We start from the raw sequence: 23475 nt of genomic DNA, 5'->3' as shown, positions 1-23475 counted from the left end.
CCGCCTTTCTTTTCGCCCGAGTGCTCTTTCCAGCGCCGTTCGATATTGGTGGTAATACCCGTGTACAGACTGTTGTTACTTGCCAGAATGATATAAACGAACCAGTTCATGGAACCTGCATATAAAAGATAATTAACAGCATTTTACTGTACCGGACAGGCAAGTACATGGCTTCAATAACAGAAAATTAAACGATAGTTCTATTTAACAAATTTCATTCGGATATTAAGTTTTTTAGACTTTCGACTTGCTAAATCACAAATCTGGACTGAAATTAACACTTGATAAAAACCCATAGGCACATCTTCACACAGGTTCTGTGGGAGTTATAAAGCAGCTTCTCTTTTGATATCGGTGAGTCTAACCATCATTTTGCAGTTGCCTGTAAGAATGATTCTCGCAGTATGGAGAGAAAAGCCGTTTCGGATCATTCAGCCATGGACCCAATTGTCGGCCAAAGGAATACAAGACGTAACTCTTGGCTGCCCAGACATAAAAACATATTCGGGAAAAATGGCACTAGCAAATAAATTCGGGAGTACTTCATATGCTGGGCTTTCTCAGTCCTCCTGCTCATCAAGAGCAGATTGCGTCCAAAGAAGTCGATGAAACTTATAAAAAGCTCCGTTTTCAGGTTTTGTTCGGCATCATTGTTGGCTATGCCGCTTATTACCTGATTCGCAAAAATTTCTCTCTGGCCATGCCCAATCTGATTGAACAGGGTTTTAGCAAATCCGAACTCGGCGTGGCCCTCTCAGCCGTTTCTTTTGCCTATGGCTTTAGCAAGTTTCTCATGGGCAACCTGTCTGATCGCAGTGACGCCCGGAAATTCATGAGTATTGGCCTGATTCTTTCGGCTCTGACCATGATCTTTATGGGAACCGTTCCTTTTGCCACAGCTTCAGTCCCTGCCATGTTTGCCCTGCTGTTTCTTAATGGCTGGTTTCAGGGCATGGGCTATCCGGCGGGCAGCAGGGTCATGACACATTGGTTCTCCGTTAGAGAAAGAGGGGTTAAATGGGCCTACTGGAATACCTCTCATAACCTCGGAGCCGGTCTGGTGGGACCTATGGCCATATTTGCGGTCTTTCTGTTTGGCGACTGGCAATCACAGCTCTGGTTCCATGGCGTCGTAGCCCTTGTTCTGGCCGGTATCACCTGGACATTATTAAGAGATACCCCCCAGTCCTGCGGTCTGCCCAGCATCGAAGCCTGGACTGGCGATAAGCTTAAATCCTATGACGAGCATCACCATGAGCAAGAGATGTCGGCCAAAGACATCTTTTTCAAATATGTATTCAACAATAAACTGCTCTGGTATCTCTCACTGGCCAATGTCTTCGTTTACCTGGTTCGCTACGGAGTACTGGACTGGGCGCCAACTTACCTGAAAGAAGTTAAAGGTTTTTCAATGGCTCAAAGTGGCTGGGCCTATTTCTTTTACGAGTTTGCAGGCATTCCGGGTATCCTGCTCTGTGGCTGGGCCAGTGACCGCTTTTTCAGAGGCTGTCGTGCTCCAGTCAGTATGTGGATGATGGCGCTGGTCTGTGTAGCCATTGTTATCTACTGGCAGAACCCTGCCGGGCACCCGATGATTGATAACCTCTGCCTGATATTTGTGGGCTTTCTGATTTATGGTCCTGTGGTGCTGGTAGGTTTGCAGGCCGCTGACTCAGCCCCGAAGAAAGCGACCGGAACCGCCACTGGCCTGACCGGCCTGTTTGGTTACCTCGGTGGTGCGCTGTTTGCCAACCTGGCCATGGGAGTCATTGTTGACGCGATGGGCTGGAGTGGCGGTTTTATGCTGATACTGGCAGCCTGTGGCATGGCAATTCTGTTTTTGGCACTGACTTTGAAAAAGGAGAAAGACGACAAAGCTGAGCTCTTCAGTCAGTACAAATGACTGCCATATGGCTTCATTGGAGCCATTCACTGACCCCGGCAGTCATCTCTGCCGGCTATTATTGGCCCATGGACTTAGGGCCATTTTCAAATCTATCTAGCAGCCTGTCGGACTTAAGGCTGTCCTACTGCGTCTTGCAATCCTCGCTACGGACGCTTAAGTCCGACAGGCTGCTAGTCGGCTTTAACCCAAACCTGGGTTCTGCCTAACAATGAAAAGCCCACATACCCCCTAAGCTTGAGCTTTTTACCTCCGTCAATCAATTTCATGCTGCCGCTGTATACTTTGCCCGACTTCGGATCTAGCACTTTTCCGTTGTCGTATTGAGAACCGTCTTTTTTCATCCCCCAGAGAAAAGTCAGCCCCTCTATCTTCTGATCCTTATTATCACCTTTGCATTTTTCACAGACCGCATTTCTGGATGCAGGATCAAGGATCTCCACAATCTTGCCTTTCAGCTGATCACCTTCTTCCCAGATAGTCACCAGAGATTCCTTTTTATGGGTTTCTTCATCAACGGTGTACCATTGACCAACGTATCCATTGGCAAGAGACAAAGCCGGGAGAAGCAGCGCAGAGGCTACCAGAAGTGCTTTTCGTAACATGAGGAGTTCCTGTTTTCCTGAGTGGATGAACTGATATTAATCGGATCATTCTCAAACAACCAGACAAACTCTTCTGACAGTGATTTTTTATGAATGATCAAGAATCCAGAGCTGGCAGCCAGCCGGAAACAATGCCTGCCTGAGCAAGAATGACGGCCAGCCCGATCAAACACATAATCACCAGCAACAGTTTGCCCCCGGCCACCTGATAAGGCTCTTCAAGGTCCTGCTTTCGTGCTTCCCAGACCAGCATGACAGGAATAAAGACCGCCAGAATCACCAAAGCCACAGCAGCATAGCCCAGAGTCATCACGAAGCCTCCCGGAAACAAAACCGCCACCAGCAATGGCAGGCCCAGTGTCAGGCAGACAGTCTGAATACGACCCATGATGTTATCAGGTCTCTGGCTGACCTCAGCCAGATAATCAAACAGGCCAATGGCCACTCCTAAAAATGAAGTACCCAGCGCACAGACTGTGAAACCACTGATGAGATAACTAAAGCCGGAATAATGACTGGCATCCCCAATTTTACGGATAAGCTGGCCCACTGCATCCGGACTACTGTGCAGGCTGTTGATCTCCACAGATGACAAAGTACCGTTGGTCGCAACCTGCCAGAGTGAATAGACCACAAGGGGCAAGACACTGCCCAGCACCAATGCCAGGCGAAAATCTCCGGGCCTGCCTTTGACATATCGCACGACGGTAGGTACTGCACAATGATACCCAAAGGAGGTGTAAAGTACTGGCAAAGCGGCGAAGAGCATACCGGGTTCACCGACTCCAAGGGTGAGATTTTCGGCTTCTGCTTCTGGCAGTAGAAGCACCATGATGAACATCAATAACATCATCATCAGGAAGAACATTGTGCGATTGGCATAATCCACAACCACAGTCCCGATCACCACCATAACGGCAATAACAACTGCCACCAGCGTAGCTGACTGAGAAAAACTGAGAGCCAGTCCCATCCTGTGGCTGAAGGAAACAACTTGCCCTGCGCCGGCTGTGATATAGGCTGAACAGAGTGAATAATATAGAAACAGCATGGCCAGAATAGCCACAGCCTGACCAGATTTTCCCAGCAACCGCCCCACCACACCATGAAGGTTATCGGCTTCTGGCACGGCGCGGCAGGCCTCCGCTATGAGCAAACCTCCATAGCAGGCCAGAGCAGCCATTAACATCATCAGCAGGATGCCTGACCAAATACCCGTAGCAGCAGAAACCAGCGGCAAAGCCAGCATACCTGCCCCAATAGATGTGCCTGCTACCAGCAGGGTGCTTCCCAGTGTTTGACTGTTCATGTATTAGTTCATCGTTTCCTTTCCAAACAACCAGAATAGACAAGAATCAACAGGAATTTATAGAGCCACCTTTCTTGCTGTTTCTCTTCCCGAGCTTTTGATAGGCTACTTCACAACACTTCTTAAAGACAATTCGCCATGCCACATTGCGTCATCGAATACTCTTCAGACATTGAACAGAATCACTCAATCAGAGATCTGATTTCAACTGTTCATCAAAGCGCTCTGGAATCAAGGCTATTTAAAGCAGAAGACATCAAGTCCAGAGCCATCCCCTGTGAGTACTTTCAAACCGCTCAGCCTGAGCAATCCTTTGTTCACATCACCGTCAGGATTATGAAAGGTCGTACCACCACCGAGAAGAAAGACCTGAGCCAAAAAGTGCTCAGTGCTGCTGACCAGATCATCCCGAACGTGAATATTCTGACGGTTGAAATTCTTGATATTGATACTGACAGTTATTCAAAACGGCTTGCTTAAGATGGGTAATCCGTTTTACAGCTCGCGACGACATCCATAAACGCCAGGGAACCACCAAAAATATCCAGAGCACTGCCTATGGTAATGTGCACCTGACCGTTACCGGCTTTTCTCACCGCCTCAATGTCTTCCAGAGAGGCAATCCCCCCCGCATAGGTCACCGGAACGGGTGAATATTGAGCCAGCAGGGAAACCAGTTCCAGATCAGGCCCACCCATCAAGCCTTCAACCGATGCGGCATGAACAAGAAACTCATCACAATAGTGAGCCAGCTTCTCCAGTGTCTGAGCATTGATTCGAGTATCGGTAAACTTCTGCCAGCGATTCGTGACAATGAAATAGTCACCGCCTTTTTTCTTACAGGAAAGATCCAGCACCAGGCGCTCCCTGCCCACCGCGGCCAGCAATTTGTTGAGATTTTCAAAATTGATCTGACCATCCTTAAAAACGTAGGAGGTCACAATGACGTGGGAGGCTCCCATATCAAGGTACTGAACGGCATTTTCTGCTGTAATACCGCCGCCAACCTGAAGGCCTCCGGGCCAGCCTGAAAGAGCTGAAGCGGCGGCGACCTCATTACCGGGCCCCAGTTTTATGACATGGCCACCGGTTAACTGTTCCTGACGGTAAAGTTCCACAAAATAAGCCGCTGAACGGTCACTTTCAAAATTCACCTGAGCCGAATTATCACCATCACGCAGAGAGCTTCCCACAATCTGTTTCACCTTGCCTTCGTGCAGATCAATACAGGGTCGAAACTGCATAACGGGAACTCCTTTGTGTCTTGTTAACAGTAAAATGGAAGGTCTAAATCTATCACATTAACCGTGAGCTGAAAGAATCTTTCCAGCCATACCCTGACCAATAAGTTAGTAGTTGCTTCCGGAACAGAGGAAAAGAAGGCGCCATGTGTCGGTGGAAGTCCCCTGCAAACCGGACCAGGGAGAGCCTTGATATACAGAGAACATCAGTCTTTGATCAGATCAAAACAGGCAAGCCTCTCAGCAAAGAATATTTGCTGAGAGGGCAAAGGATTGCAAAAGAGAGGATAACGACTTCAGGTTATCAACTGGCTGAAGTTCTGAACAGGCATTCAAGCCATAATCATTGACCTGAGTTAAATTCCAGAGGTCTGGAGAAATCAATAATCTTATTCGAAGTACTGTGGGAAATCAGCTTTCCATTTTGCCTGACTTCTACAGCAACAGAATAGGTGTGGTTTGGCTCAATCAGAGAGGGCGAGTATGGAACATCAAATTTCAAGGGTCCATCAACCCCCTGATCCAGCCTGATTTTTTTCTCACCAATCAGATTCGAGTGATGATCCTTGTTGGTGATATCTTTCATCGAAACGATAACATCCGAGCCAGCAGGGAAACTGCCTGTGGATGATTTGATGACCCCTCTCACTTTCGCGCTCTCTGCAAAATAAGTGATCGTCTCATCATTGTGGCGCCCCTTGAGAGTCATCACCAGACCATTGGACGTCATGGTGTCAACCTGCTGAAGCCCTTTGAAATAAGCCATTTCCTGTTTCATGTAAGGTTCCGGACAGGCCATCATGGTGGAGCCCACTCTACCAAACTGCAGCTCATCCTGCTGCATCGTATAGCTACCAAAGTAACCATTACAAGGGCCGCGACCACTGATCTGACCATCCTTGCTGGAAGCAGACTGAAACTCAAGGGTAACTCTTTTACCATTTACCGGTGGCGCGCCATTCAGGGAATGCAGCACCCAGGTTTTACCCTCAACGTCAGTGGGTGTTACCACCACACTCTTGTCCGGTGTAGTACAGGCAGCAAGAAAACCTCCTGCTGCCAGCACCAGAACATAACGGCCCATGGTTCTCATGATTTTACCTTATACCTCACGTGAGACGGTTCTTGATTTCTGCTCTGGCAGAAAGGCCTGAGCATAAACCCTGAAGCTGCTCATTGAAAACCGCCAGAAACCTTCATTACCAAGGCCTGACACAAAATACGGAGCTATATACGGAATACAGTTCTATAAAAAGTAGTACAGAATCCTGATGAAACCCAAGATTGCAGTGACACCACTAACCCGGATAGAAGCGACACCTATACACGACAAAGAAGTAGCAAACAGTAGAACATCGACCGATACTCATATGACTGAACACCTCCAGATAAACATCTCTTAGTGTAGCAGCCAAATGATTCACAACATAAATCAATCATACTAACTAATGATTCCTGAATTCAGGTATCCACTGTTCAGGGTTCCCACTGAATACCTTCCCAAAGCGGCGATCGATCGTTTGGTGAACCGTTGTAGTTAATCGTTATCTCTTCATTGGGCCGAATTTTTTTAATGGCAATAAATTCAATCACCCGGTCGTCCATATCAAACCGATAGAGTGCATTAGGTGTGTAAGAGTGGTTATAAATTGAACCCAGCCCCAAAGCAATGGCGGCTGAATCCATTGCCTCGCCCCAGGTAAAGTAATAGTTGTATATTGACGTTTGATCGATATGTTCAAGATCTTCAGGAGGCAATTCAAGAACAGGGCAACGCTCGATGACCGTATCTCGCTCAATCTTTTTACGGGTAAAGACTCCTCGCCCTTTCGAGCCAGAAAATGCCACGTATAGCATAAACGAGACCTCTTTAATTTTTATTTCCTGACAGTCTACCCGCCCTTTAACGGTCTGTTAATCGACTTTTGCAGTGCTCCACTCAAAAAAAAAGCAGAAGTACCGGGCTTCTGCTTTTTCACCATCAGGGAAAGATGACCGGCTTATGCTTCACGACGAGGCCTGCGTGAACTCTGACGTCTGTCTCCACCACGATTATCACGATCTCTTCTGAAACCTTCACCTTCACGACCACGACCACGACGAGGAGGACGACTGTTATCACGACGACCATCATCAACCCAAACTTTCAGACCGAGAGCCTTGTTGCGTACCTTGACATTTTTCAGAGCATCCAGCGTAGTCGCATCCACACCTTCCGGCAGGTAGATGGAAGAGCAGGTGTCGAAAAGGCGGATGTGACCGATGTTTTTGCCAGAAATATTACTTTCGTTGGCAATCGCACCGACCAGGTCTCCGGGCGAAATACCCTGATCGCGACCTACATCAACACGGTAACGAACCATGCCTTCATTATCTTCTTTCCGATCACGACGAAGACGCTCACCACGATCACGGTCTCCCCTGTCGCCACGATCCCGGCGCTCACGCTGTGTACGTTCTGGTTCTTTACCATCCGGGAACGGACGATCTTTCTGAGCCATAAAACAAAGAACAGCGGCCATGTCTTGGTAACTCAGTGCATGTTCGGTTTCCAGCTCAGCAATGATTTCACGAAATGCATCCAGCTCTTCACCCATTTCCAGGGATTTCACAACCTCTTCCTTGAAGGCACGGATGCGCATATCACGGACGTCACGCATGGATGGCAGACGCATAGTTTCGATGCGCTGACGGGTAGCATGCTCAATAGCACGCAACATACGACGCTCACGATGCGTAGCAAACAGAATAGCAACACCCTGACGACCAGCACGGCCAGTTCGACCAATACGATGAACATAAGCTTCCGTGTCATAAGGAATGTCGTAATTTACGACGTGAGACATACGCTCAACGTCAAGACCACGGGCTGCAACATCGGTGGCGATGAGAATATCGAGAGAGCCTTTCTTCAGTCGATCCACCACTTTTTCACGCAGCCCCTGACTCATGTCACCGTTTAATGCAGCAGCAGCAAAACCTCTTGCCTCCAGCTTTTCAGCCAGCTCTACGGTCGCGGTTTTGGTGCGCACGAAGATAATCATGGCATCAAAAGGTTCGACTTCAAGGATACGGGTCAGTGCGTCCAGCTTGTGAAAGCCGCTGACCATGCAGACTTTCTGAGTGATGGTATCAACAGTGGCGGTTTTCGCCTTGATCTCAACAGTGGCAGGATTTTTCAGATGCGTATCAGCAATCTTGCGAATCTGTCTGGGCATAGTGGCAGAGAACAGGGCTACCTGACGCTCTTCAGGTGTCTGTTCCATGATCCATTCAATGTCATCGACGAAGCCCATGCGCAGCATTTCATCGGCCTCATCCAGAACGACCGCTTTAAGTGCATCCAATTTGAGGCTTTCTCTGCGGATATGGTCCATGACACGACCCGGCGTACCCACAATAACATGAGCACCACGCTTGAGACCTCTCAGCTGACCACGCATATCCTGACCACCATAAACTGGCAGTACATGGAAGCCAGGCATGTGACGGGCATAACGCTGGAAAGCTTCAGCCACCTGGATGGCCAGTTCGCGCGTTGGTGTCAGGACCAGAACCTGAGGATCATTGGCCTTCATATCCAGTCTGGAAAGCATTGGCAGGGCAAAAGCGGCGGTTTTGCCTGTACCGGTCTGGGCCAGACCCAGCAGGTCTCTACCATCCAGAATCCGGGGAATACTCTGAGCCTGAATAGGAGAAGGTGTTTCATAACCAACATCCTGTACCGCCCTGATCACCGCCGGAGAAAGGGGCAGTTCAGCAAAGGTAATCATTGACTCAGTAGGGGTTGTGTCGTCAGACATCAAGTGCTCCGAAAAATTAGGCATTGATATGATCAGTGCTGTCCCTGTAGATACTCTGACAGGCAGCCGACGGGGTAATGCCGGTCTTAAGCCGTGAGAATCACCCATGGGCCAGTCGCAGGTAGAAAGACGGTCATCATGTTCTATGGAACAGGACAGGTTTCAGAGAGTCAGACAAGTTATTGATTAGCTTGAATAATCCAATGAAAACGCTGATCGCTCTTTCCGGATCTTGCGACCTGAGCCTGTGAACAGACTCCCATGTACACTGATCCACTGCACGATCCTTTTCGTAACGTGCGGTGATTATTAACCATGTTCCGGCCGCTCATTAACAGCCAGCGGCCTTTTCACTCATGGCAGTTGGGTGTCCATGACTTCGTTGATGATCTCGAAAGAACTGACAGGGTCGGTATCCGATGAGCATTCAATATGCAAACCGACCACAGAGGTAAACGGAGTACCAGGACTACTGGGAAGCCTTATTGAACAGCCTTCCCACAAAAGGGCGGTCATTCTATCGCTAATCGCTCAACATAGATAGCTGTATTTCAAGCAACCGGCCTGTTTTTAGCCGATAGAGAGAAGGGGTTTATAGCTACTGATGACTATTTGCAGCCATTTACCTATCCCACACCAAATACCAGCGGGTCTCTTCAGAATCTATGAGGCCTTTTGCCCGTCATCCCCCGATAGAAGTCCTGAATCTTCTTCAGGTCATCCTCGTATTTTTCCGTAGGGAAGAACATGGGACCAAAACCTCCCACTTTGGTTTTAAAATCCAGAAACCCCAGGGCAATGGGCACACCTGCACCAGCCGCAACATGATAAAAACCACTTTTCCACTGGCCTACCTTGCTGCGCGTTCCCTCAGGAGGGATAGTCACGATAAGATCCTCAGAAGCATTAAACCGGTCGACGACTTGCTGCACCAGTCCGGTATTTCGGCTTCGCTCCACAGGAATGCCACCCATCCAACGCATTATGGGGCCCATGGGCCCCTTAAAAAGGCCGCTCTTGCCCATCCAGGAAATCTTGATACCGAATCTGAAGGCAATGGCTATCACCAGAATAAAGTCCCAGTTGCTGGTATGGGGGGCAGCAATAAGGACATATTTTCGAGCATTTGGCTTTTTACCTGACAATTTCCAGCCTGTCAGTTTCAGACCCAGAGTAGAGATAAAGCGAAAGAGAGTATTAACAATGGGAGTATCAAAGATCGTATGAGTCATCAAGAAGGTTACCACAGGCAGTCAAGATCGAGACTGGCCCAGTATCCATAACAAATTAATGTTTATGATAAATTACATTCGCCCGGCCAGTCTTCGAGCGGGATTATACCCGTCCTAACCGGAATGTACACTTCAGCACACATTTTTACGTTTACCAAATTTCTCTTAAAATGGCCCAGAGGGGCCATGACGTGCAGGCACTGATAGAAGCGATCAGTCCGGGGGACTGATCATTCGGTGGGTGTTTGCAGATACAGAGTGTTTTTTTGTAGTGTAACCTTTCGTAATCTATCATCATCGAATGCTACCTGAAATTGATGCGCGATGAATATGTTTAGTTTATGCAAACTAGTGATTGTTATCTCACTAATATCATATGGTGCTTCCTACGGGTCTCAAGATAATACTTTTAATGATGAACGTGTAAATTCCAACCACACTATTTCAAATGAGGATTACGAACAGAACTTTTCGAGTGATCTAATAAATTTATTAACCTCAGTCTTGTTATATTATGATGAATTCAGACTGCCTTTACGTATAGCTGAAATATCAACTATTTTTTTGCTAAATTTCTATCTACTTAAAACGGGTAATATTTTCCCCCGTGAATGTATTTTTATTCTTGCCATTGCCTTGTTGTCAAGCTTTGTCTCTAACACTTCATATGACCTAAAAACAATTACCAATAATAGTGATAAAAACTCACCAGTAATCTATTTTAAACTCGTTGCACAAGAAATAGAGCACGTATCATCTTTATTGATTTACGACTACCTGTCAGTAAAGCTCTTTGCCGGGTTGTGTCCTATCTGTATAGAAACAGTGAGATACCCTGGCTGCTATGCGGCCTGTAAAAGGCACTGGTATTGCGAAGTGTGCATTCGTTCATGGCAGACACAATCACTTCTTTGCCCTCTATGTCGGCAGTAACCTCCAATTAAAATAATGAGAGCAACCGTCACCTCCTTCAATAAATGAACATTTCGGACAGTGAACTGCTTTTAGCTGAAGCATCTTTTTCTCCAGCCATTTTCTGTGGATAAAATATAGCCAGGACTTTCGTAACTCAGCAGTTGTTCGCAAGCGCAGTCTGCTGAATTTTTTTGTGATGTGACGCTTCATAACCTATGCTGACCAACTACACATTTAAATTCACATACAATAATTATGTTTGATTTATGCAGATTAGTGATATTTCTCTCGCTACTGTCTTATGGTGCTTCCTACGGGTCTCAAGATAATACTGGTTATGACGAACATGAAAGCTCCAACCGCACTATTTCATATGAAGATTACAAACAGAGCTTTTCGACTAACCTGTTAAATTTATTAACCTTTCTCTCGTCACATTATGATGAATTCAGGCTACCTTTACGTGTGACCGAGATAGCAGTTGTATGTTTGTCACATTTCTATCTACTTAAGCTGGGCAATACCCTTCATGATGAATATAATTTTATTTTTTTATCAGGCATTTTATTAAGCGGTGTTGCTAATATTTCATATGATCTAAGAATTAATCTGCATAATTATGAAAGCCTAACATTATTCATATTTAAATTAATCGCGCAAAGAACAGAGCACGCATCATCATTATTAATAACCGAATATCTGGCAGTAAAACTTTTTTCAGGATTATGTCCTATTTGTCTGGAACCGATGAGATACCCTATCGCCGTTGCAGCCTGTAAAAGGCACTGGTATTGCAAAGCATGCATTCGTATGTGGGAGGTGCAATCACCTCTGTGCGCCGTATGCCGACAGTAACCCTCGATGCACTATAGTGTATATCAGCCTTTCAAGGTAGCCGCTCATTTGCGGTGATCTTAAAAATTTCCAACCTGACCGCCAGCCTTTGCCCTTCAAACAACGCATTATTTACCATCCGGCTTGGATACTGAGAGCTGATCCCGCGAGCCTGGAAAGATAAATTCGGGGCCAATCCACTAAAATTCAATCTCGATAAGCAGGAGGTGTCTCTTCCCTGCTTGGATGTTCAGGAATTCAGGTAATAAATATGTATCATTTATGCAAATTAGCGGTGTTTATCTCACTAATATTTTATGGTGCTTCCTACGGGTCTCAAGATAATACTGGTTATGACAAACATGAAAGCTCCAACCACAGGCTTTCATATGAGGATTACGCACAGAGCTTTTCAAGTGACCTATCAAATTTATTAACTGCTCTCTCGTTATATTATGATGAGTTCAGGCTACCTTTACGTGTAACTGAAATAGCATGTCACAGTTTATTAAATTTTTATCTGCTTAAGCTGGGCAATACTTTTCATTATGAGTATCTTTTTATTGCTGCATATGGCACATTTTTTAGTCTTCTCGCTAATGCCGTATATGACATAAGAAAAAACAAGAATAATCCCGAAGACTTATCATTGTTCATATTTAGATTCTTTGCGCAAAGAATAGAGCACATATCGTCTTTATATGTTTCAGACTATTTGTCTGTAAAACTTTTCTCGGGACCATGTCCTATATGCCTGGAACCCGTGAGATACCCTATCGAAGTTGCAGACTGTAGAAGGCACTGGTATTGCACAGCATGCATTCGTATGTGGGAGGTACAATCACCTTTGTGTCCTGTATGCCGACAGTAAGCCATCGATGAAATAAAGAGTATACCGGTCAGCCTGTTCAATAAATACCCATTTCGGAAACAGAAAGGCTTTTAGCTGAAGCAGCTTTTGCTCCAGCCATTTTCAACGGGTGCTCGCAGGTGCAGTGTGCTGGACTTTTGGTGATGTAAGCTTTCGTAATCTACCATGACCTGGTGTTCCCTAAAATTCATATACAATAGATATGCTTTATTTATGCAAATCAGTGATATTTACCTTACTCATATCTTGCAGTGTTTCTTACGGGTCTCAAGATGATGCATCCAACCACACTATCTCATATGAAGATTACGAAAAGAGTTTTTCCAAAGACCTGATAAATTTATTAACTTCTCTTTCGTTATACTATGATGGACTCAGGCTCCCTTTACGTTTAGTTGAAATAGCAAGTGTTTCTTTTGTAAATTTTCATTTACTTAAACCAGGTAATGTTTTTCGTCAAGATTTTATAACTGTTTTTTCAACGAGCTTGATATTTTGCTTTTATTCTAATTTTACTTATGACTTAGTAGCATTTATCAAGAGTAATGAAAGCTTATCACTGGCCTTTTGTAGTCTCGTTGCACGAGTAACAGAGCACGTATTATCAGCAAGAATTTCCGACTACCTGACAGTAAAGTTCTTTGCAGGATTATGTCCTATTTGTATGGACCCCATAAGATACCCTGTCGCCGCTGGAGCCTGTTTAAGGCACTTCTATTGCGCATCATGTCTTCAAATATGGAAGGCACATTCACCTTTGTGCCCTGTGTGCCGACAATAATCCCCGATGAACCAAAGAGTATACCGGTCAGCCCATTGGAGGCCTAACCCTCTTAATCGAAGGGCGGGATCTCTCAGCCACCAATCTGGGCAAGATTCCGGGTGCCTCCGGTATACCCCTGATCCAGAAAATGACTGTCGACTTTCAATCTCAGTACTGATCGAATCTCCCGGATCAATTCATCCTGCTGACTGTCGTCCTGTAATAAACGTCGAAGGTCGTGGCCTGATTCAGAGAACAGGCACAGTTGCAGATGGCCCTGACTGCTAACCCTCAAACGGTTGCAGTCTTTACAGAAGTCTCTTGAATAGGGGGTGATCAGTCCAATGCGCCCCTGATAATCAGGATGACAATATTCGTAAGCCGGACCCGCATCCTTATTTCGGGCCATTCTGACCCAGCCCTGCTCCAGAAGCTGATCTCTTATTTGCTTTCCGGGGACATGGTATTGATTGAAAAAACAACCATTATCACCCGTCTGCATCAACTCAATGAAACGCATGGTAACAGGCTGGTGCTTAATCCAGTTCAGAAACGCGCCCAGTTGAATGTCGTTGACCCCTTTCATCAAAACTGCATTGACTTTGATAGAGGTAAGACCGTTCGCAAAGGCCTTATCAATACCTACCAGTATTTCCTGAAGACGGTCGTGCCCGGTTATTGCTGCAAACGCTCGGGGGTCGAGGCTGTCGATACTGACATTAATCTGATCAACACCGGCATCCAACCAGGACTCTACCCTCTGATCCATTTTGTAACCATTCGTGGTCATGGCAACATTCTGAATACCCGGAATGGACTTGATCGTACTGACAATGTCATTAAAGTCATTGCGCAGGGTGGGCTCACCACCGGTCAGACGAATTTTCTCAACACCGACCGCCACAAAAGCGGTCACCAGACGTTTAATTTCGGCAATACCCAGCGACTGCATGTGACTGTGCTCTTCACAGCCATCAGGCAGGCAATAGTTGCACTTGAAGTTGCACAGATCAGTCAGAGACAGTCTCAGATAGGGGAACGTTCGTCCCTGTCGGTCATGTAATGGTCGCATTTCACACCTTTCCAAACACGGGAGGCCCAGACATTTCTATATGAACCCTGGCAACCTTGCGTGTAACACACACAGGTTACGGCTTGGCAGCCATGCCTTCAGGACTATTACCTGATCAAGGGTTAGGCTGCGAAGCTCGGCGCTTTATTTAAATTAATTAGGCCCCCATCCTAACGCCAACTCAGTTAAATAGCCATGCCCGAAAGGACAATATTGAATGGCACAAATACCGTGAAACAGGCAAACCTTCCCGGTAAATTCAACCATGACACTGCGTAATCCCTATCAAAACCCGGAAAGAGTGATTGAGTAGCAACGGATACTTCAATAGACTTCTGCGCACTCAATGAATGATCGGGAATGCAAATACTGCCCCCCTACTGCAATCCTTCCCCTGAGCTGTTATCGGACTGACCGCATTCAACGGTTCGGGTAAAACAGCCCTGCTGGAAAAGCTGATCCCTCAGCAGGATCTCAACGACCCGGAGCAGATTGCTGAATTCATTTACGGCTTTTGTTTCAAAAAAGCCGTTGCAAAAACAGTAACGAGGAGATCTCTCAATGACTGACTGCTGTACTACCCCGGGGCTGATGCCCCTGCATGAAGGGCTGGAGAAGCTGATGACGGAAACACCGGTCGTCACAGAAACGGAAACGGTGGCTCTGGCTGACTGCCTGGACAGGGTTCTTTCTGACACGATCATTTCGCCGGTTAACGTTCCGTCCCACGATAATTCAGCCATGGACGGGTATGCACTCCGTTTCGGCGACCTGGCACAACATTCTGTAATGCCGCTGGCCGGAAAATCCCTGGCCGGACACCCTTATCAGGGTACTCTGCCCGCTGCTCACTGTATAAGAATCATGACTGGTGCCTCTCTTCCCGAAGGTGCCGATACCGTCATCATGCAGGAGCAGACCGAGAAAACTGAACAGGGTATTGCTTTTCGCAAGCCCCCTTCCCGCTCAGGTGATCACATTCGCCGTGCCGGTGAAGATATTCTTCATGGCTCTCAGGTTTTTGAAAAGGGTCACATCATCAAAGCTCAGGATGTAGGGCTGCTGGCTTCATTGGGACTCCCCACAGTTTCGGTCGTTCGCAAAATTAAAGTAGCGCTCTTTTCAACGGGTGATGAGCTGAAACTGCCCGGTGAAACACTGGGTCAGGGCAATATATACGACAGCAACAGATTTGCAGTATCTGCGATGCTCAAGCGCCTGGGAGCAGAAGTGATTGACCTTGGCAAACTCCGTGATGACCGCGAGGAGATCTGCAAAGCTTTACTGGAGGCTGATCAGCAGGCTGATGCGGTTATTACCTCCGGAGGGGTATCCGTGGGTGAAGCCGACTTTGTCAAAGATATTCTCAATGAAATAGGCCATACTTCCTTTTGGAGACTGGCCATCAAACCCGGCAAACCGTTTGCCTTTGGTAAACTTCCCAACAGTATCTTCTTTGGGCTACCGGGCAATCCGGTTTCCGCTACGGTGACTTTCCAGCAGCTGGCAGCACCCGCGTTGCATCATATGATGGGAGCAAAACCCGCTCCTGCTGCTGAACTGCCAGCAACCTGTCTCACCCCCCTCAAGAAACATCCCGGTCGCCTGGAATTCCAGAGGGGCATACTCTCAACCAACGAGAAAGGAGAAGCCGAGGTAGTCACAACAGGCAGTCAGGGGTCGGGCATTCTCAGATCCATGAGCATGGCTAATTGTTACATCGTTTTGCCTGCTTCCCAGGGAAGTGTTGAGGCAGGAGAAACAGTTAAAGTACAGATGTTTGACAAGCCTCTCGGGTAATTGCTCCCTGCCCTGAGGGCTGTCCCTAAACTCAGGTTTCCGCGCTTTAAGGCTCTGTAGGTTCTGGCGTGGAACGAGTTGAGCTTTCAGATACATCAGAAAACGATGACTGTCGTTTTTAGACGGTCTTTGTCCTGACTGCCTGTCATTGATCGACAGGTGTCTGCTTTAAATATTTCAAAAAAAAGTCATAACTGTAATATTTTTGAAATAAAACACCTATATTTTCGCCACCACCTTTATCCAAACAGCACCAAGGTGCAGAAAATGTCTGAAGCAACAAGTCAAGCCAGCACCAAAGCTGACTACAAATACACCAGCAGGCACTATGGACGCATCTGGATGAGAGTTATCCTCTGGATCTACGCTCTCCTGGTTGCCGTCAGCGTAGTGGGCTCTGGTTTTAAAATGGCTGTGGGCGGCGCAGAAGCTGCTGCCGAGCTGTTCAGCTTTGCCAACAATGCTATGCTGGCTCTGATTGCCGGTACCCTTGCCACCGCCCTGGTTCAATCTTCCAGTACGGTGACCTCTGTTATCGTTGGCCTCGTAGCTGGGGGCCTGCCCGTTGAAATGGCGATCCCCATGATTATGGGCGCCAATATCGGCACCACCATTACCAATACTCTGGTCAGCCTGGGTCACATGGGTTGCGACAAGTCCTTCAAACGGGCCTTTGCTGCTTCGACGGTTCACGACTTCTTTAACTATCTGGCGGTTCTGATTCTGCTACCTCTGGAATTGATGACCGGTTTCCTGAAAGATATTTCACAACACGTAGCCGCATTACTGGTAGGTGGCTCTGCTATTGACATGGGCGGCCTGAATTTTATCAAGCCTCTGACCAAGCCGGCCGTGAATATAGTGAAAGAGTTTGCAGGCCTTTTGCCGGACAGCACACTGGGTGGCCTGACTATGATCGCCTTCGGTATCTTTCTGATCTTCAGCTCAGTAGTGAGACTGGGCAAGCTCTTGAAAAAAGTTATGGTCGGTCGTGCCAAGGACGTTCTGCACAAGTCTATTGGTCGTGGTCCGGTTTCCGGTATTGCCTCCGGTACTGTTATGACCGTCATGGTTCAGTCATCTTCTACCACCACCAGCCTGATGGTTCCCCTGGTGGGCAGTGGCGTGTTCACCGTTCGTCAGATGTACCCTGTTACACTGGGTGCTAACATCGGTACTACCATCACAGCCCTACTTTCGGCAACGGCCATTGTCGGTGCAGAAGCCGGGCACGCCATGACCATTGCCCTGGTACATTTGTTCTTTAACGTGTTTGCTGTAGCCCTCATTTATGGCATCAAGTGGCTGCGTGAGATTCCTCTTTACGCTGCGGAAAAGTTGTCAGACCTGGCTGTAAAAAATCGCTCTTATGCATTCCTTTATCTGTTGCTGGCCTTTTTTGTCATACCGGGCCTGGGGATTTTCATAGCCCGGTAAAGCTTGCTTGATATCCTGAAGAAGCCCTGAGCATGTCAGGGCTTCTCTCTAATAACTGCTTATTTAATTCCTGTTTAATCTGCTATGCTCCGTGGGTTGCAAATCATGGAACAGGAATCCACCATCAGGCACCTGGCCATCCCCCTGACCCTGTCAGTGGTCTTTCACACCTTGCTTTTGGGCTTTATCGGAAGTATCCGGATGCCTGCTCCCAAAACACCGGGTATTCAAATACAACTGGTGTCTCATCACCGCTCTGTCACACCTGCCATTGAAGAAAGCCTGACCGGCACAAACGCGATAAACGACTCGGAACTAACAAAGCATGATTCTCAGAAAGAAAACACTGAGCACACTCAAATCACTGAACAAACAGAGCAGGCTGAAAAAGCAGAAAACAAGAAAGTCATAACAACCAGAGCAGAAAAGAAAGAGATTCAGCAAGAACCGACCAAACACGAAGAAAAAAAACACAGTGATGCAAGGCCTGCCGAACCTCCAGCTTCCACAGTCAGTCAGCAGACAACAGGAGAGCCTGTTGAGGAACTCATCAACTCAGAAGCCGGGCACACAAAACCAGATGAGTTTCAGAAATGGGTGGCTAAACTTCAGTACCGGATCAATCGCTACAAAGTTTATCCCTATCAGGCCAAAAGAAGGCGACTGGAAGGAGAAGTAAAAATGAAAATTGAAATCAACTCTGACGGAACATTGGGAAAGACCAGTGTGCTGGACGGTAAAAAGGCGTTTGAAGCCAGCAGTCTGAAAGCCATAGAACGCTCCCTACCCTTACCGCCCCCTGACAAAAAGCCTGTTACCTTGATTCTCTCCATTCATTATCAACTGCTGTGACATCGACCCCAACGTAAAGTTACAGAAGCCGGTTTCCGGAGTGTATACTTTCCAGAGCTTGGTGTTCTCATTCCTACACTTCAAAAACGCTGAAAAATCCACCAACAGAGCAACAGGTTCTGTTAGCCAGACTTCTTAAAACAGACCACATCAAACCTGGCTCTCAGATTTTAAAATACTTCTTTCCTGCCTCCGGCACTTTAGGAGCGACTTCAGTCAAAAATACACCTGCAATGAAAAATTGTGGCTATCTTTATGGGGTTGTTTCACTTCAGGTGTTGTAATCAATGATGAAAAGAAGAAGTGCCCTGCTTGGCTCAGCGCTTTGCTTCATTCTTTCGGCTACCGGCTGGTCAGAAGAACCCACAGGTAAAGAGGCCCCTCATAAAGGCGTCCGTTACTTGGGCAACCACATAATGCCCTCAGACACCCAGAGAAAGGTCACTCATATTACCGGTGCGCATTTCGTTTCCACCAGAAATGATTCAGCAGGGAGACTGTTCCTGCTTTCTGGAGATGCCGGGGCAGGTTTCACTGGTACTAACGGATGGAGCGTCTTCTCTAAACCCCACTATTACGAGGTCAATTTAAGCAGGCTCAAGCCGGATCGCCAGAACCCTCGTGACTCCATATTCTCACCCAATGATGTTACTGAGTATCAAATCACTGAGGGCAAGTATGCCAGAACCCACCCCCTCTGGCTGAAGGATGGCCATATTTCCCCCAGTAGCATCACAGCGACTCAGGACGGCAAACTGCTGATTGCCTCCAGTCAGAGTGAAAGAAGGGGCATTACCGGCGTTATTGATTACAGGGCTATCGATATCCCCGCTTATGCAGGCTACGGTTACCGACACGCCAATCGTGACGAAACCAGCATTGAGACCAGGAACAATGGTTTCCTGAAGGCCTGGTATGATGCCCATGAATTTTTTTCCGTGCCGATCCTTGACCTGATTCCCGCTGCTTTCCTGCATACCTTCAGGGAAATCCCTTTGCAACTCTCAAAAGGTGTTCACTTTTGTGATGTGGGTCTGTCATCAAAATTTCTGCTTACGAATGCGTATCCCAGAGCAGGTCAGGTGGATAGCGCATTAAGACTGCCCAAACATTTTGAAAACAACAACTGGATTCCTTTACATAAAGGTTTCAGTGGTATTCAGCAGGGACTTGGTGTGAAAAGTCTCGACCATATTCCCGATAGCAACGTTTACGTTGCTGCGGCCGCTGGTCCTCTGGTTCAGGATGCCACCAAGTGGGCTATCAAGGGACATGTCCCACCTGTCAGGGTGGTGACCTTCACTACCGAACGACTGTACAGTGGTGACGAGCTGATGCACGGACAATACTCAAACAGTGATGAGCTTCCCGCCAGGGGTGTAGTTTCAACTCTGTCAGAGAAGCTCTACAACTTCTCTCTTCTGGTTGTCACCCCCACTGTCAGAAAACAGCTAAAGAGTGATCCTGTTCGAACCGTCAGCGATATTGCGGTTCTCAATGATAAAAAGGCTCTGTTCCTTGAGAAAACAGAAATGCCTTATCAGGGTGCTCAGCCCAGCTTTATCACCAAGGTTTATCTGGTCGATCTGAGCAGCGGCAAGAATTTCAAAGGCAATGAAACCTTTGTTGACGAAGCATTGAACAAAGTATTTATGAAAACACCCAAAGACTTTATGTCCAAGACACTGCTCTTTGCCAGCAACCACCCTGATTCTCTGAGACAGATGCCTGACAAACCAGACTTCGATATTCATGAGGCCAATTTTGAAGCCATTGCACTGGGTCCTGATACTGCACAGGGGGACAAAACCTTCATGCTGGTGAGCTACAACAACGGCGAAGTCGAAACCCAAACTCGTCTTCTGCACTTTACCCTGCCGGTCATTGAATAGAGGCTGACACCTGACCTCTATAGAGTGTCGACAACGCCATTATCTCTGGTAATGGCTTTGTCGTTACCGGACTTCCTTTCCCGGGAACGACGCGCCCGCTTCAACACTTTACTAAATATCCTGTTTATGCTCTTGTCTTAGTGCTGATATAGTAGAAATCAGAGAACATACTCAAGAACAATAAAACGGATAGACAAGGCATGGTCGATAAACCTCTGACAGGACTGGCTGCTCGACTGGTTGTCGACCAGCTAATTGATGAAAAGACACTCCGCTCAGCACTTTCACAGGCAACTAAAACAAAGCAGCCCCTGTCCAGTTACCTGATCCGGGAAAAACTGCTCAGCGCCAAAGACATATCCGTGGCTACCGCGGAAGAATTTGGCATGCCAGTCATGGACCTTAACGCCTTTGACCCTGAAAACGTCCCAAAAAACCTGATTCAGGAAAAGCTGATCCGCAAGCACAAACTTATCCCTCTGATAAAACGGGGTACCAGGTTGTTTGTCGGGGTTATTGATCCCAGTGACCATACAGCCATTGACGAAATCCGGTTCAGCAGCGGCCTCATGGTGGATTCGGTAATGGTTGAAGAAGATAAACTGGACAAGTTTATTGATCAACTGCTGGATAGTGGTTTTGATGCCCTGTCGAATTTAGATGACGATGAGTTTGGTAACCTTGAAGAGCTGGAAGTCGGTGCCGTCGAAGATACCGATGAGGAAGTAGCAGGAGGAGAAGATGACGATGCTCCTGTCGTAAAATTCGTAAATAAAATGCTGCTAACCGCCATCAAAACAGGTGCGTCGGACCTTCACTTTGAACCTTATGAAAAAACCTATCGGGTGCGCTTTCGAACCGACGGTGTTCTCCATGAAACCGCCAAACCCCCTTCAGGCCTGGCGCCCAGAATTGCATCCCGTCTGAAAATAATGTCCGCTATGGATATTTCAGAACGACGTAAACCTCAGGATGGCCGTATTAAAATGCGTCTGTCCAAAAGCAAATCCATCGACTTCCGGGTTAACACCCTGCCCACCCTTTGGGGTGAAAAAATTGTACTGCGGATTCTTGATCCTTCCAGTGCCCAAATGGGTATTGATGCCCTGGGTTATGAAGAAACCCAGAAAGAAATGTACATGGAAGCCCTACACCAACCCCAGGGTATGATTCTGGTCACTGGCCCCACCGGTTCGGGTAAGACCGTCTCTCTCTACACAGGTCTTAATATACTCAACACCCCGGAAAGAAACATTTCCACGGCCGAGGACCCTGTAGAAATCAATCTGGAGGGCATCAACCAGGTGAACGTTAACCCAAAGCAGGGAATGGATTTCTCCCAGGCTCTGAGAGCCTTCCTTCGTCAGGATCCCGACATCATTATGGTGGGGGAAATTAGAGACCTTGAGACGGCCAACATTGCCATCAAAGCGGCCCAGACCGGTCACATGGTCATGTCCACACTGCACACCAACAGCGCTCCGGAAACTCTGACACGCCTGCAAAATATGGGAGTTCCTTCCTTCAACATTGCTACCTCTGTCAGCCTGATCATTGCCCAGCGTCTGGCTCGACGTTTATGCAGTCACTGTAAGGAACAAAAAGAGATCCCAAAAGAAACGTTGCTGGAAGAAGGCTTTACAGAAGCGCAGATCGAGGGTGCCAAAATTTTTGGGCCCAAGGGATGTGATCAATGCAGCAAGGGTTACAAAGGCCGTGTAGGCATCTATGAAGTCGTAAAAATCACACCGGCTCTACAGCAGATCATTATGGAAGAGGGTAACTCCCTTCAAATTGCCGAAATTGCCCAGAAAGAAGGGTTTAACAACCTTCGCCAATCTGGATTGTTAAAGGTTCTGGAGGGTATAACCAGTCTTGAAGAAGCTAACCGGGTAACCCTTGAGTAATAACGGCACCCAAACAATGAACATCGAACTCACAAAACCAAATGAAAAGCATTCATATTCATAACTTTGCAAAAAACAAAAAAGTTGTAACGAATGAAAAGTTTTCGAACAGACATTCAAAAAAACACGCTAAAAGTTTAAACAAAAAAACAAACTAACGACCATTTCCTAATAATTTGCAGGACAGAATGGCTTTTACTGACTAAATTGAATCAGGCGAGGGAAGGTATCGAAAATCAATACATTGTCTTCGTATTATAAGTCGGCTTAACAGTCGCTGTTGATGCGATTCCAACTGGTGTGCTGTTAGCTTTAATCAGGAAAATATGATGAGCTTAACAAACAAATTGGCGGCTGAGTTTTTCGGTACGCTTTGGTTGGTATTAGGCGGTTGTGGCAGTGCAGTACTGGCTGCTGGCTTTCCTGAACTGGGTATCGGTTTTGCTGGTGTCTCTTTGGCATTTGGCTTAACCGTTCTGACCATGGCGTACGCTATTGGCCACGTTTCCGGGAGCCATTTAAACCCTGCCGTATCCTTTGGTTTATGGTCCGGTGGCAGATTCCCGTTGAATGAACTGGTTCCCTACATTATCGCACAAGTGGCTGGGGGTATCGCCGGTGCGGCAATATTGTATTTCATTGCCTCAGGCGCACCGGATTTTGATGTATCGGATGGTTTTGCTTCAAATGGCTATGGGGCCCACTCCCCTGGCGGCTACTCAATGGTGGCGGTGCTGATCGCTGAGGTAGTGATGACCTTTATGTTTCTTATGGTCATTCTTGGAGCGACCGATAAGCGCGCTCCCGCGGGTTTTGCGCCAGTCGCTATAGGCTTGTGTCTAACCCTGATTCACCTGATAACCATTCCGGTGAGTAACACCTCGGTTAACCCGGCCCGAAGCACCAGCGTGGCAGTATTTGTCGGTGATTGGGCAACTGCCCAGTTATGGTTGTTCTGGGTAGCGCCTGTTGTTGGCGCCTTACTGGCAGGTAAAGTTTACGGCTGGGTGAGTGCTGAGAATGATGTACGTCAGTAATC

Annotated in this window: 23 protein-coding genes and 1 riboswitch; of the genes, 14 read left to right on the top strand and 9 right to left on the bottom strand. The window is 47.2% G+C overall.

Features of this window, described 5'->3' with window-relative positions; translation table 11 throughout:
* The coding region (locus tag KDK16_RS10945) for a GIY-YIG nuclease family protein (protein WP_257276131.1) at positions 1–110 on the bottom strand (110 nt) is incomplete at its 3' end.
* A 437-nt stretch (positions 111–547) separates the two neighbouring features.
* On the opposite strand from KDK16_RS10945, the gene pgtP reads away from it, so the two are divergent.
* On the top strand, positions 548–1903 hold the full coding sequence (gene pgtP, locus KDK16_RS10940; RefSeq protein ID WP_257276130.1) for a phosphoglycerate transporter protein PgtP: 1356 nt from the start codon (positions 548–550) through the stop codon (positions 1901–1903).
* 173 nt (positions 1904–2076) lie between these two features.
* Here the strand turns inward: pgtP and KDK16_RS10935 are convergent, their stop codons facing one another.
* Together KDK16_RS10935 and KDK16_RS10930 are read right to left on the bottom strand one after the other, a co-directional pair.
* Positions 2077–2508, bottom strand: a complete 432-nt coding sequence (locus KDK16_RS10935; protein WP_257276129.1) for a DUF2147 domain-containing protein — start codon at positions 2506–2508, stop codon at positions 2077–2079.
* A 97-nt stretch (positions 2509–2605) separates the two neighbouring features.
* On the bottom strand, positions 2606–3817 hold the full coding sequence (locus tag KDK16_RS10930) for an aromatic amino acid transport family protein (RefSeq protein ID WP_257276128.1): 1212 nt from the start codon (positions 3815–3817) through the stop codon (positions 2606–2608).
* A gap of 138 nt (positions 3818–3955) precedes the next feature.
* Here KDK16_RS10930 and KDK16_RS10925 point away from each other — a divergent pair, with 138 nt between their 5' ends.
* Entirely contained in the window at positions 3956–4297 is a 342-nt protein-coding gene (locus KDK16_RS10925) for a 5-carboxymethyl-2-hydroxymuconate Delta-isomerase (RefSeq protein WP_257276127.1), read from the top strand.
* On the opposite strand, the gene hisA is transcribed toward KDK16_RS10925, so the two are convergent.
* Positions 4294–5061 (bottom strand): phosphoribosylformimino-5-aminoimidazole carboxamide ribotide isomerase, encoded by a 768-nt coding sequence (gene hisA / locus KDK16_RS10920; protein ID WP_257276126.1) that lies wholly within the window; start codon positions 5059–5061, stop codon positions 4294–4296. The two genes, KDK16_RS10925 and hisA, sit on opposite strands and share 4 nt — an antisense overlap.
* 143 nt (positions 5062–5204) lie before the next feature.
* Between hisA and KDK16_RS13640 the strand changes: the two genes are divergently transcribed.
* A complete protein-coding gene (locus KDK16_RS13640; RefSeq protein WP_368736483.1) occupies positions 5205–5408 on the top strand; it encodes a S1/P1 nuclease in 204 nt (67 codons plus the stop codon).
* Here KDK16_RS13640 and KDK16_RS10915 read toward each other — a convergent pair.
* Positions 5402–6151, bottom strand: a complete 750-nt coding sequence (locus tag KDK16_RS10915) for an META domain-containing protein (RefSeq protein ID WP_257276125.1) — start codon at positions 6149–6151, stop codon at positions 5402–5404. The genes KDK16_RS13640 and KDK16_RS10915 overlap by 7 nt on opposite strands.
* A gap of 178 nt (positions 6152–6329) precedes the next feature.
* Here KDK16_RS10915 and KDK16_RS10910 point away from each other — a divergent pair, with 178 nt between their 5' ends.
* Positions 6330–6461, top strand: a complete 132-nt coding sequence (locus KDK16_RS10910; protein WP_257276124.1) for a hypothetical protein — start codon at positions 6330–6332, stop codon at positions 6459–6461.
* A gap of 73 nt (positions 6462–6534) precedes the next feature.
* Here KDK16_RS10910 and KDK16_RS10905 read toward each other — a convergent pair whose 3' ends face one another.
* The 3 genes from KDK16_RS10905 to KDK16_RS10895 all read right to left on the bottom strand — a co-directional run bounded on the left by KDK16_RS10905 (position 6535) and on the right by KDK16_RS10895 (position 10093).
* The gene (locus tag KDK16_RS10905) at positions 6535–6915 is read right to left on the bottom strand and encodes an SET domain-containing protein (protein ID WP_257276123.1); all 381 of its coding nucleotides are present in this window, start codon (positions 6913–6915) and stop codon (positions 6535–6537) included.
* Positions 6916–7058: 143 nt separating this feature from the next.
* Complete coding sequence (locus tag KDK16_RS10900) at positions 7059–8885, bottom strand: DEAD/DEAH box helicase (protein ID WP_257276122.1); 1827 nt, start codon at positions 8883–8885, stop codon at positions 7059–7061.
* Between the two features lie 632 nt (positions 8886–9517).
* On the bottom strand, positions 9518–10093 hold the full coding sequence (locus KDK16_RS10895; protein WP_257276121.1) for a lysophospholipid acyltransferase family protein: 576 nt from the start codon (positions 10091–10093) through the stop codon (positions 9518–9520).
* A gap of 324 nt (positions 10094–10417) precedes the next feature.
* On the opposite strand from KDK16_RS10895, the gene KDK16_RS13635 reads away from it, so the two are divergent.
* The 4 genes from KDK16_RS13635 (at position 10418) to KDK16_RS13620 (ending at position 13494) form a co-directional block, all read left to right on the top strand.
* Positions 10418–11026 (top strand): hypothetical protein, encoded by a 609-nt coding sequence (locus KDK16_RS13635; RefSeq protein ID WP_373690683.1) that lies wholly within the window; start codon positions 10418–10420, stop codon positions 11024–11026.
* A gap of 237 nt (positions 11027–11263) precedes the next feature.
* The gene (locus tag KDK16_RS13630) at positions 11264–11863 is read left to right on the top strand and encodes a hypothetical protein (protein ID WP_373690682.1); all 600 of its coding nucleotides are present in this window, start codon (positions 11264–11266) and stop codon (positions 11861–11863) included.
* Between the two features lie 250 nt (positions 11864–12113).
* On the top strand, positions 12114–12713 hold the full coding sequence (locus KDK16_RS13625; protein WP_368736485.1) for an RING finger domain-containing protein: 600 nt from the start codon (positions 12114–12116) through the stop codon (positions 12711–12713).
* A gap of 202 nt (positions 12714–12915) precedes the next feature.
* Positions 12916–13494: an RING finger domain-containing protein gene (locus KDK16_RS13620; RefSeq protein WP_368736486.1), complete on the top strand. Its 579-nt coding sequence runs from the start codon at positions 12916–12918 to the stop codon at positions 13492–13494.
* Positions 13495–13567: 73 nt separating this feature from the next.
* Here the strand turns inward: KDK16_RS13620 and moaA are convergent, their stop codons facing one another.
* Entirely contained in the window at positions 13568–14548 is a 981-nt protein-coding gene (gene moaA, locus KDK16_RS10890) for a GTP 3',8-cyclase MoaA (RefSeq protein ID WP_257276120.1), read from the bottom strand.
* Positions 14537–14702: riboswitch (molybdenum cofactor riboswitch) on the bottom strand. It overlaps the preceding gene by 12 nt.
* Positions 14703–15109: 407 nt before the next feature.
* Between moaA and moeA the strand changes: the two genes are divergently transcribed.
* The 6 genes from moeA (at position 15110) to aqpZ (ending at position 23473) form a co-directional block, all read left to right on the top strand.
* Positions 15110–16348 (top strand): molybdopterin molybdotransferase MoeA, encoded by a 1239-nt coding sequence (gene moeA, locus KDK16_RS10885; RefSeq protein ID WP_257276119.1) that lies wholly within the window; start codon positions 15110–15112, stop codon positions 16346–16348.
* Between the two features lie 267 nt (positions 16349–16615).
* Positions 16616–17785, top strand: a complete 1170-nt coding sequence (locus KDK16_RS10880; RefSeq protein ID WP_257276118.1) for a Na/Pi symporter — start codon at positions 16616–16618, stop codon at positions 17783–17785.
* 105 nt (positions 17786–17890) lie between these two features.
* A complete protein-coding gene (locus KDK16_RS10875; protein WP_257276117.1) occupies positions 17891–18637 on the top strand; it encodes a TonB family protein in 747 nt (248 codons plus the stop codon).
* 287 nt (positions 18638–18924) lie between these two features.
* On the top strand, positions 18925–20529 hold the full coding sequence (locus KDK16_RS10870; protein WP_257276116.1) for an esterase-like activity of phytase family protein: 1605 nt from the start codon (positions 18925–18927) through the stop codon (positions 20527–20529).
* 200 nt (positions 20530–20729) lie between these two features.
* A complete protein-coding gene (gene pilB / locus KDK16_RS10865; RefSeq protein ID WP_257276115.1) occupies positions 20730–22436 on the top strand; it encodes a type IV-A pilus assembly ATPase PilB in 1707 nt (568 codons plus the stop codon).
* Positions 22437–22762: 326 nt separating this feature from the next.
* Positions 22763–23473, top strand: a complete 711-nt coding sequence (aqpZ, locus tag KDK16_RS10860; protein WP_257276114.1) for an aquaporin Z — start codon at positions 22763–22765, stop codon at positions 23471–23473.
* Positions 23474–23475 lie beyond the last annotated feature (2 nt).

Source organism: Endozoicomonas sp. SESOKO4 (assembly GCF_024606275.1).
Note: the sequence above shows the minus strand (reverse complement) of the source record. Positions and strands in the feature narration are given on the sequence as shown.

What these genes read in the sequence shown, in the direction of transcription:
- pgtP (WP_257276130.1), top strand. Translation starts at nt 548, where the DNA reads ATGCTGGGCTTTCTCAGTCCTCCTGCTCATCAAGAGCAGATTGCGTCC.
- KDK16_RS10935 (WP_257276129.1), bottom strand. Translation starts at nt 2,508, where the DNA reads ATGTTACGAAAAGCACTTCTGGTAGCCTCTGCGCTGCTTCTCCCGGCT.
- KDK16_RS10930 (WP_257276128.1), bottom strand. Translation starts at nt 3,817, where the DNA reads ATGAACAGTCAAACACTGGGAAGCACCCTGCTGGTAGCAGGCACATCT.
- KDK16_RS10925 (WP_257276127.1), top strand. Translation starts at nt 3,956, where the DNA reads ATGCCACATTGCGTCATCGAATACTCTTCAGACATTGAACAGAATCAC.
- hisA (WP_257276126.1), bottom strand. Translation starts at nt 5,061, where the DNA reads ATGCAGTTTCGACCCTGTATTGATCTGCACGAAGGCAAGGTGAAACAG.
- KDK16_RS13640 (WP_368736483.1), top strand. Translation starts at nt 5,205, where the DNA reads ATGTGTCGGTGGAAGTCCCCTGCAAACCGGACCAGGGAGAGCCTTGAT.
- KDK16_RS10915 (WP_257276125.1), bottom strand. Translation starts at nt 6,151, where the DNA reads ATGAGAACCATGGGCCGTTATGTTCTGGTGCTGGCAGCAGGAGGTTTT.
- KDK16_RS10910 (WP_257276124.1), top strand. Translation starts at nt 6,330, where the DNA reads ATGAAACCCAAGATTGCAGTGACACCACTAACCCGGATAGAAGCGACA.
- KDK16_RS10905 (WP_257276123.1), bottom strand. Translation starts at nt 6,915, where the DNA reads ATGCTATACGTGGCATTTTCTGGCTCGAAAGGGCGAGGAGTCTTTACC.
- KDK16_RS10900 (WP_257276122.1), bottom strand. Translation starts at nt 8,885, where the DNA reads ATGCCTAATTTTTCGGAGCACTTGATGTCTGACGACACAACCCCTACT.
- KDK16_RS10895 (WP_257276121.1), bottom strand. Translation starts at nt 10,093, where the DNA reads ATGACTCATACGATCTTTGATACTCCCATTGTTAATACTCTCTTTCGC.
- KDK16_RS13635 (WP_373690683.1), top strand. Translation starts at nt 10,418, where the DNA reads ATGAATATGTTTAGTTTATGCAAACTAGTGATTGTTATCTCACTAATA.
- KDK16_RS13630 (WP_373690682.1), top strand. Translation starts at nt 11,264, where the DNA reads ATGTTTGATTTATGCAGATTAGTGATATTTCTCTCGCTACTGTCTTAT.
- KDK16_RS13625 (WP_368736485.1), top strand. Translation starts at nt 12,114, where the DNA reads ATGTATCATTTATGCAAATTAGCGGTGTTTATCTCACTAATATTTTAT.
- KDK16_RS13620 (WP_368736486.1), top strand. Translation starts at nt 12,916, where the DNA reads ATGCTTTATTTATGCAAATCAGTGATATTTACCTTACTCATATCTTGC.
- moaA (WP_257276120.1), bottom strand. Translation starts at nt 14,548, where the DNA reads ATGCGACCATTACATGACCGACAGGGACGAACGTTCCCCTATCTGAGA.
- moeA (WP_257276119.1), top strand. Translation starts at nt 15,110, where the DNA reads ATGACTGACTGCTGTACTACCCCGGGGCTGATGCCCCTGCATGAAGGG.
- KDK16_RS10880 (WP_257276118.1), top strand. Translation starts at nt 16,616, where the DNA reads ATGTCTGAAGCAACAAGTCAAGCCAGCACCAAAGCTGACTACAAATAC.
- KDK16_RS10875 (WP_257276117.1), top strand. Translation starts at nt 17,891, where the DNA reads ATGGAACAGGAATCCACCATCAGGCACCTGGCCATCCCCCTGACCCTG.
- KDK16_RS10870 (WP_257276116.1), top strand. Translation starts at nt 18,925, where the DNA reads ATGATGAAAAGAAGAAGTGCCCTGCTTGGCTCAGCGCTTTGCTTCATT.
- pilB (WP_257276115.1), top strand. Translation starts at nt 20,730, where the DNA reads ATGGTCGATAAACCTCTGACAGGACTGGCTGCTCGACTGGTTGTCGAC.
- aqpZ (WP_257276114.1), top strand. Translation starts at nt 22,763, where the DNA reads ATGATGAGCTTAACAAACAAATTGGCGGCTGAGTTTTTCGGTACGCTT.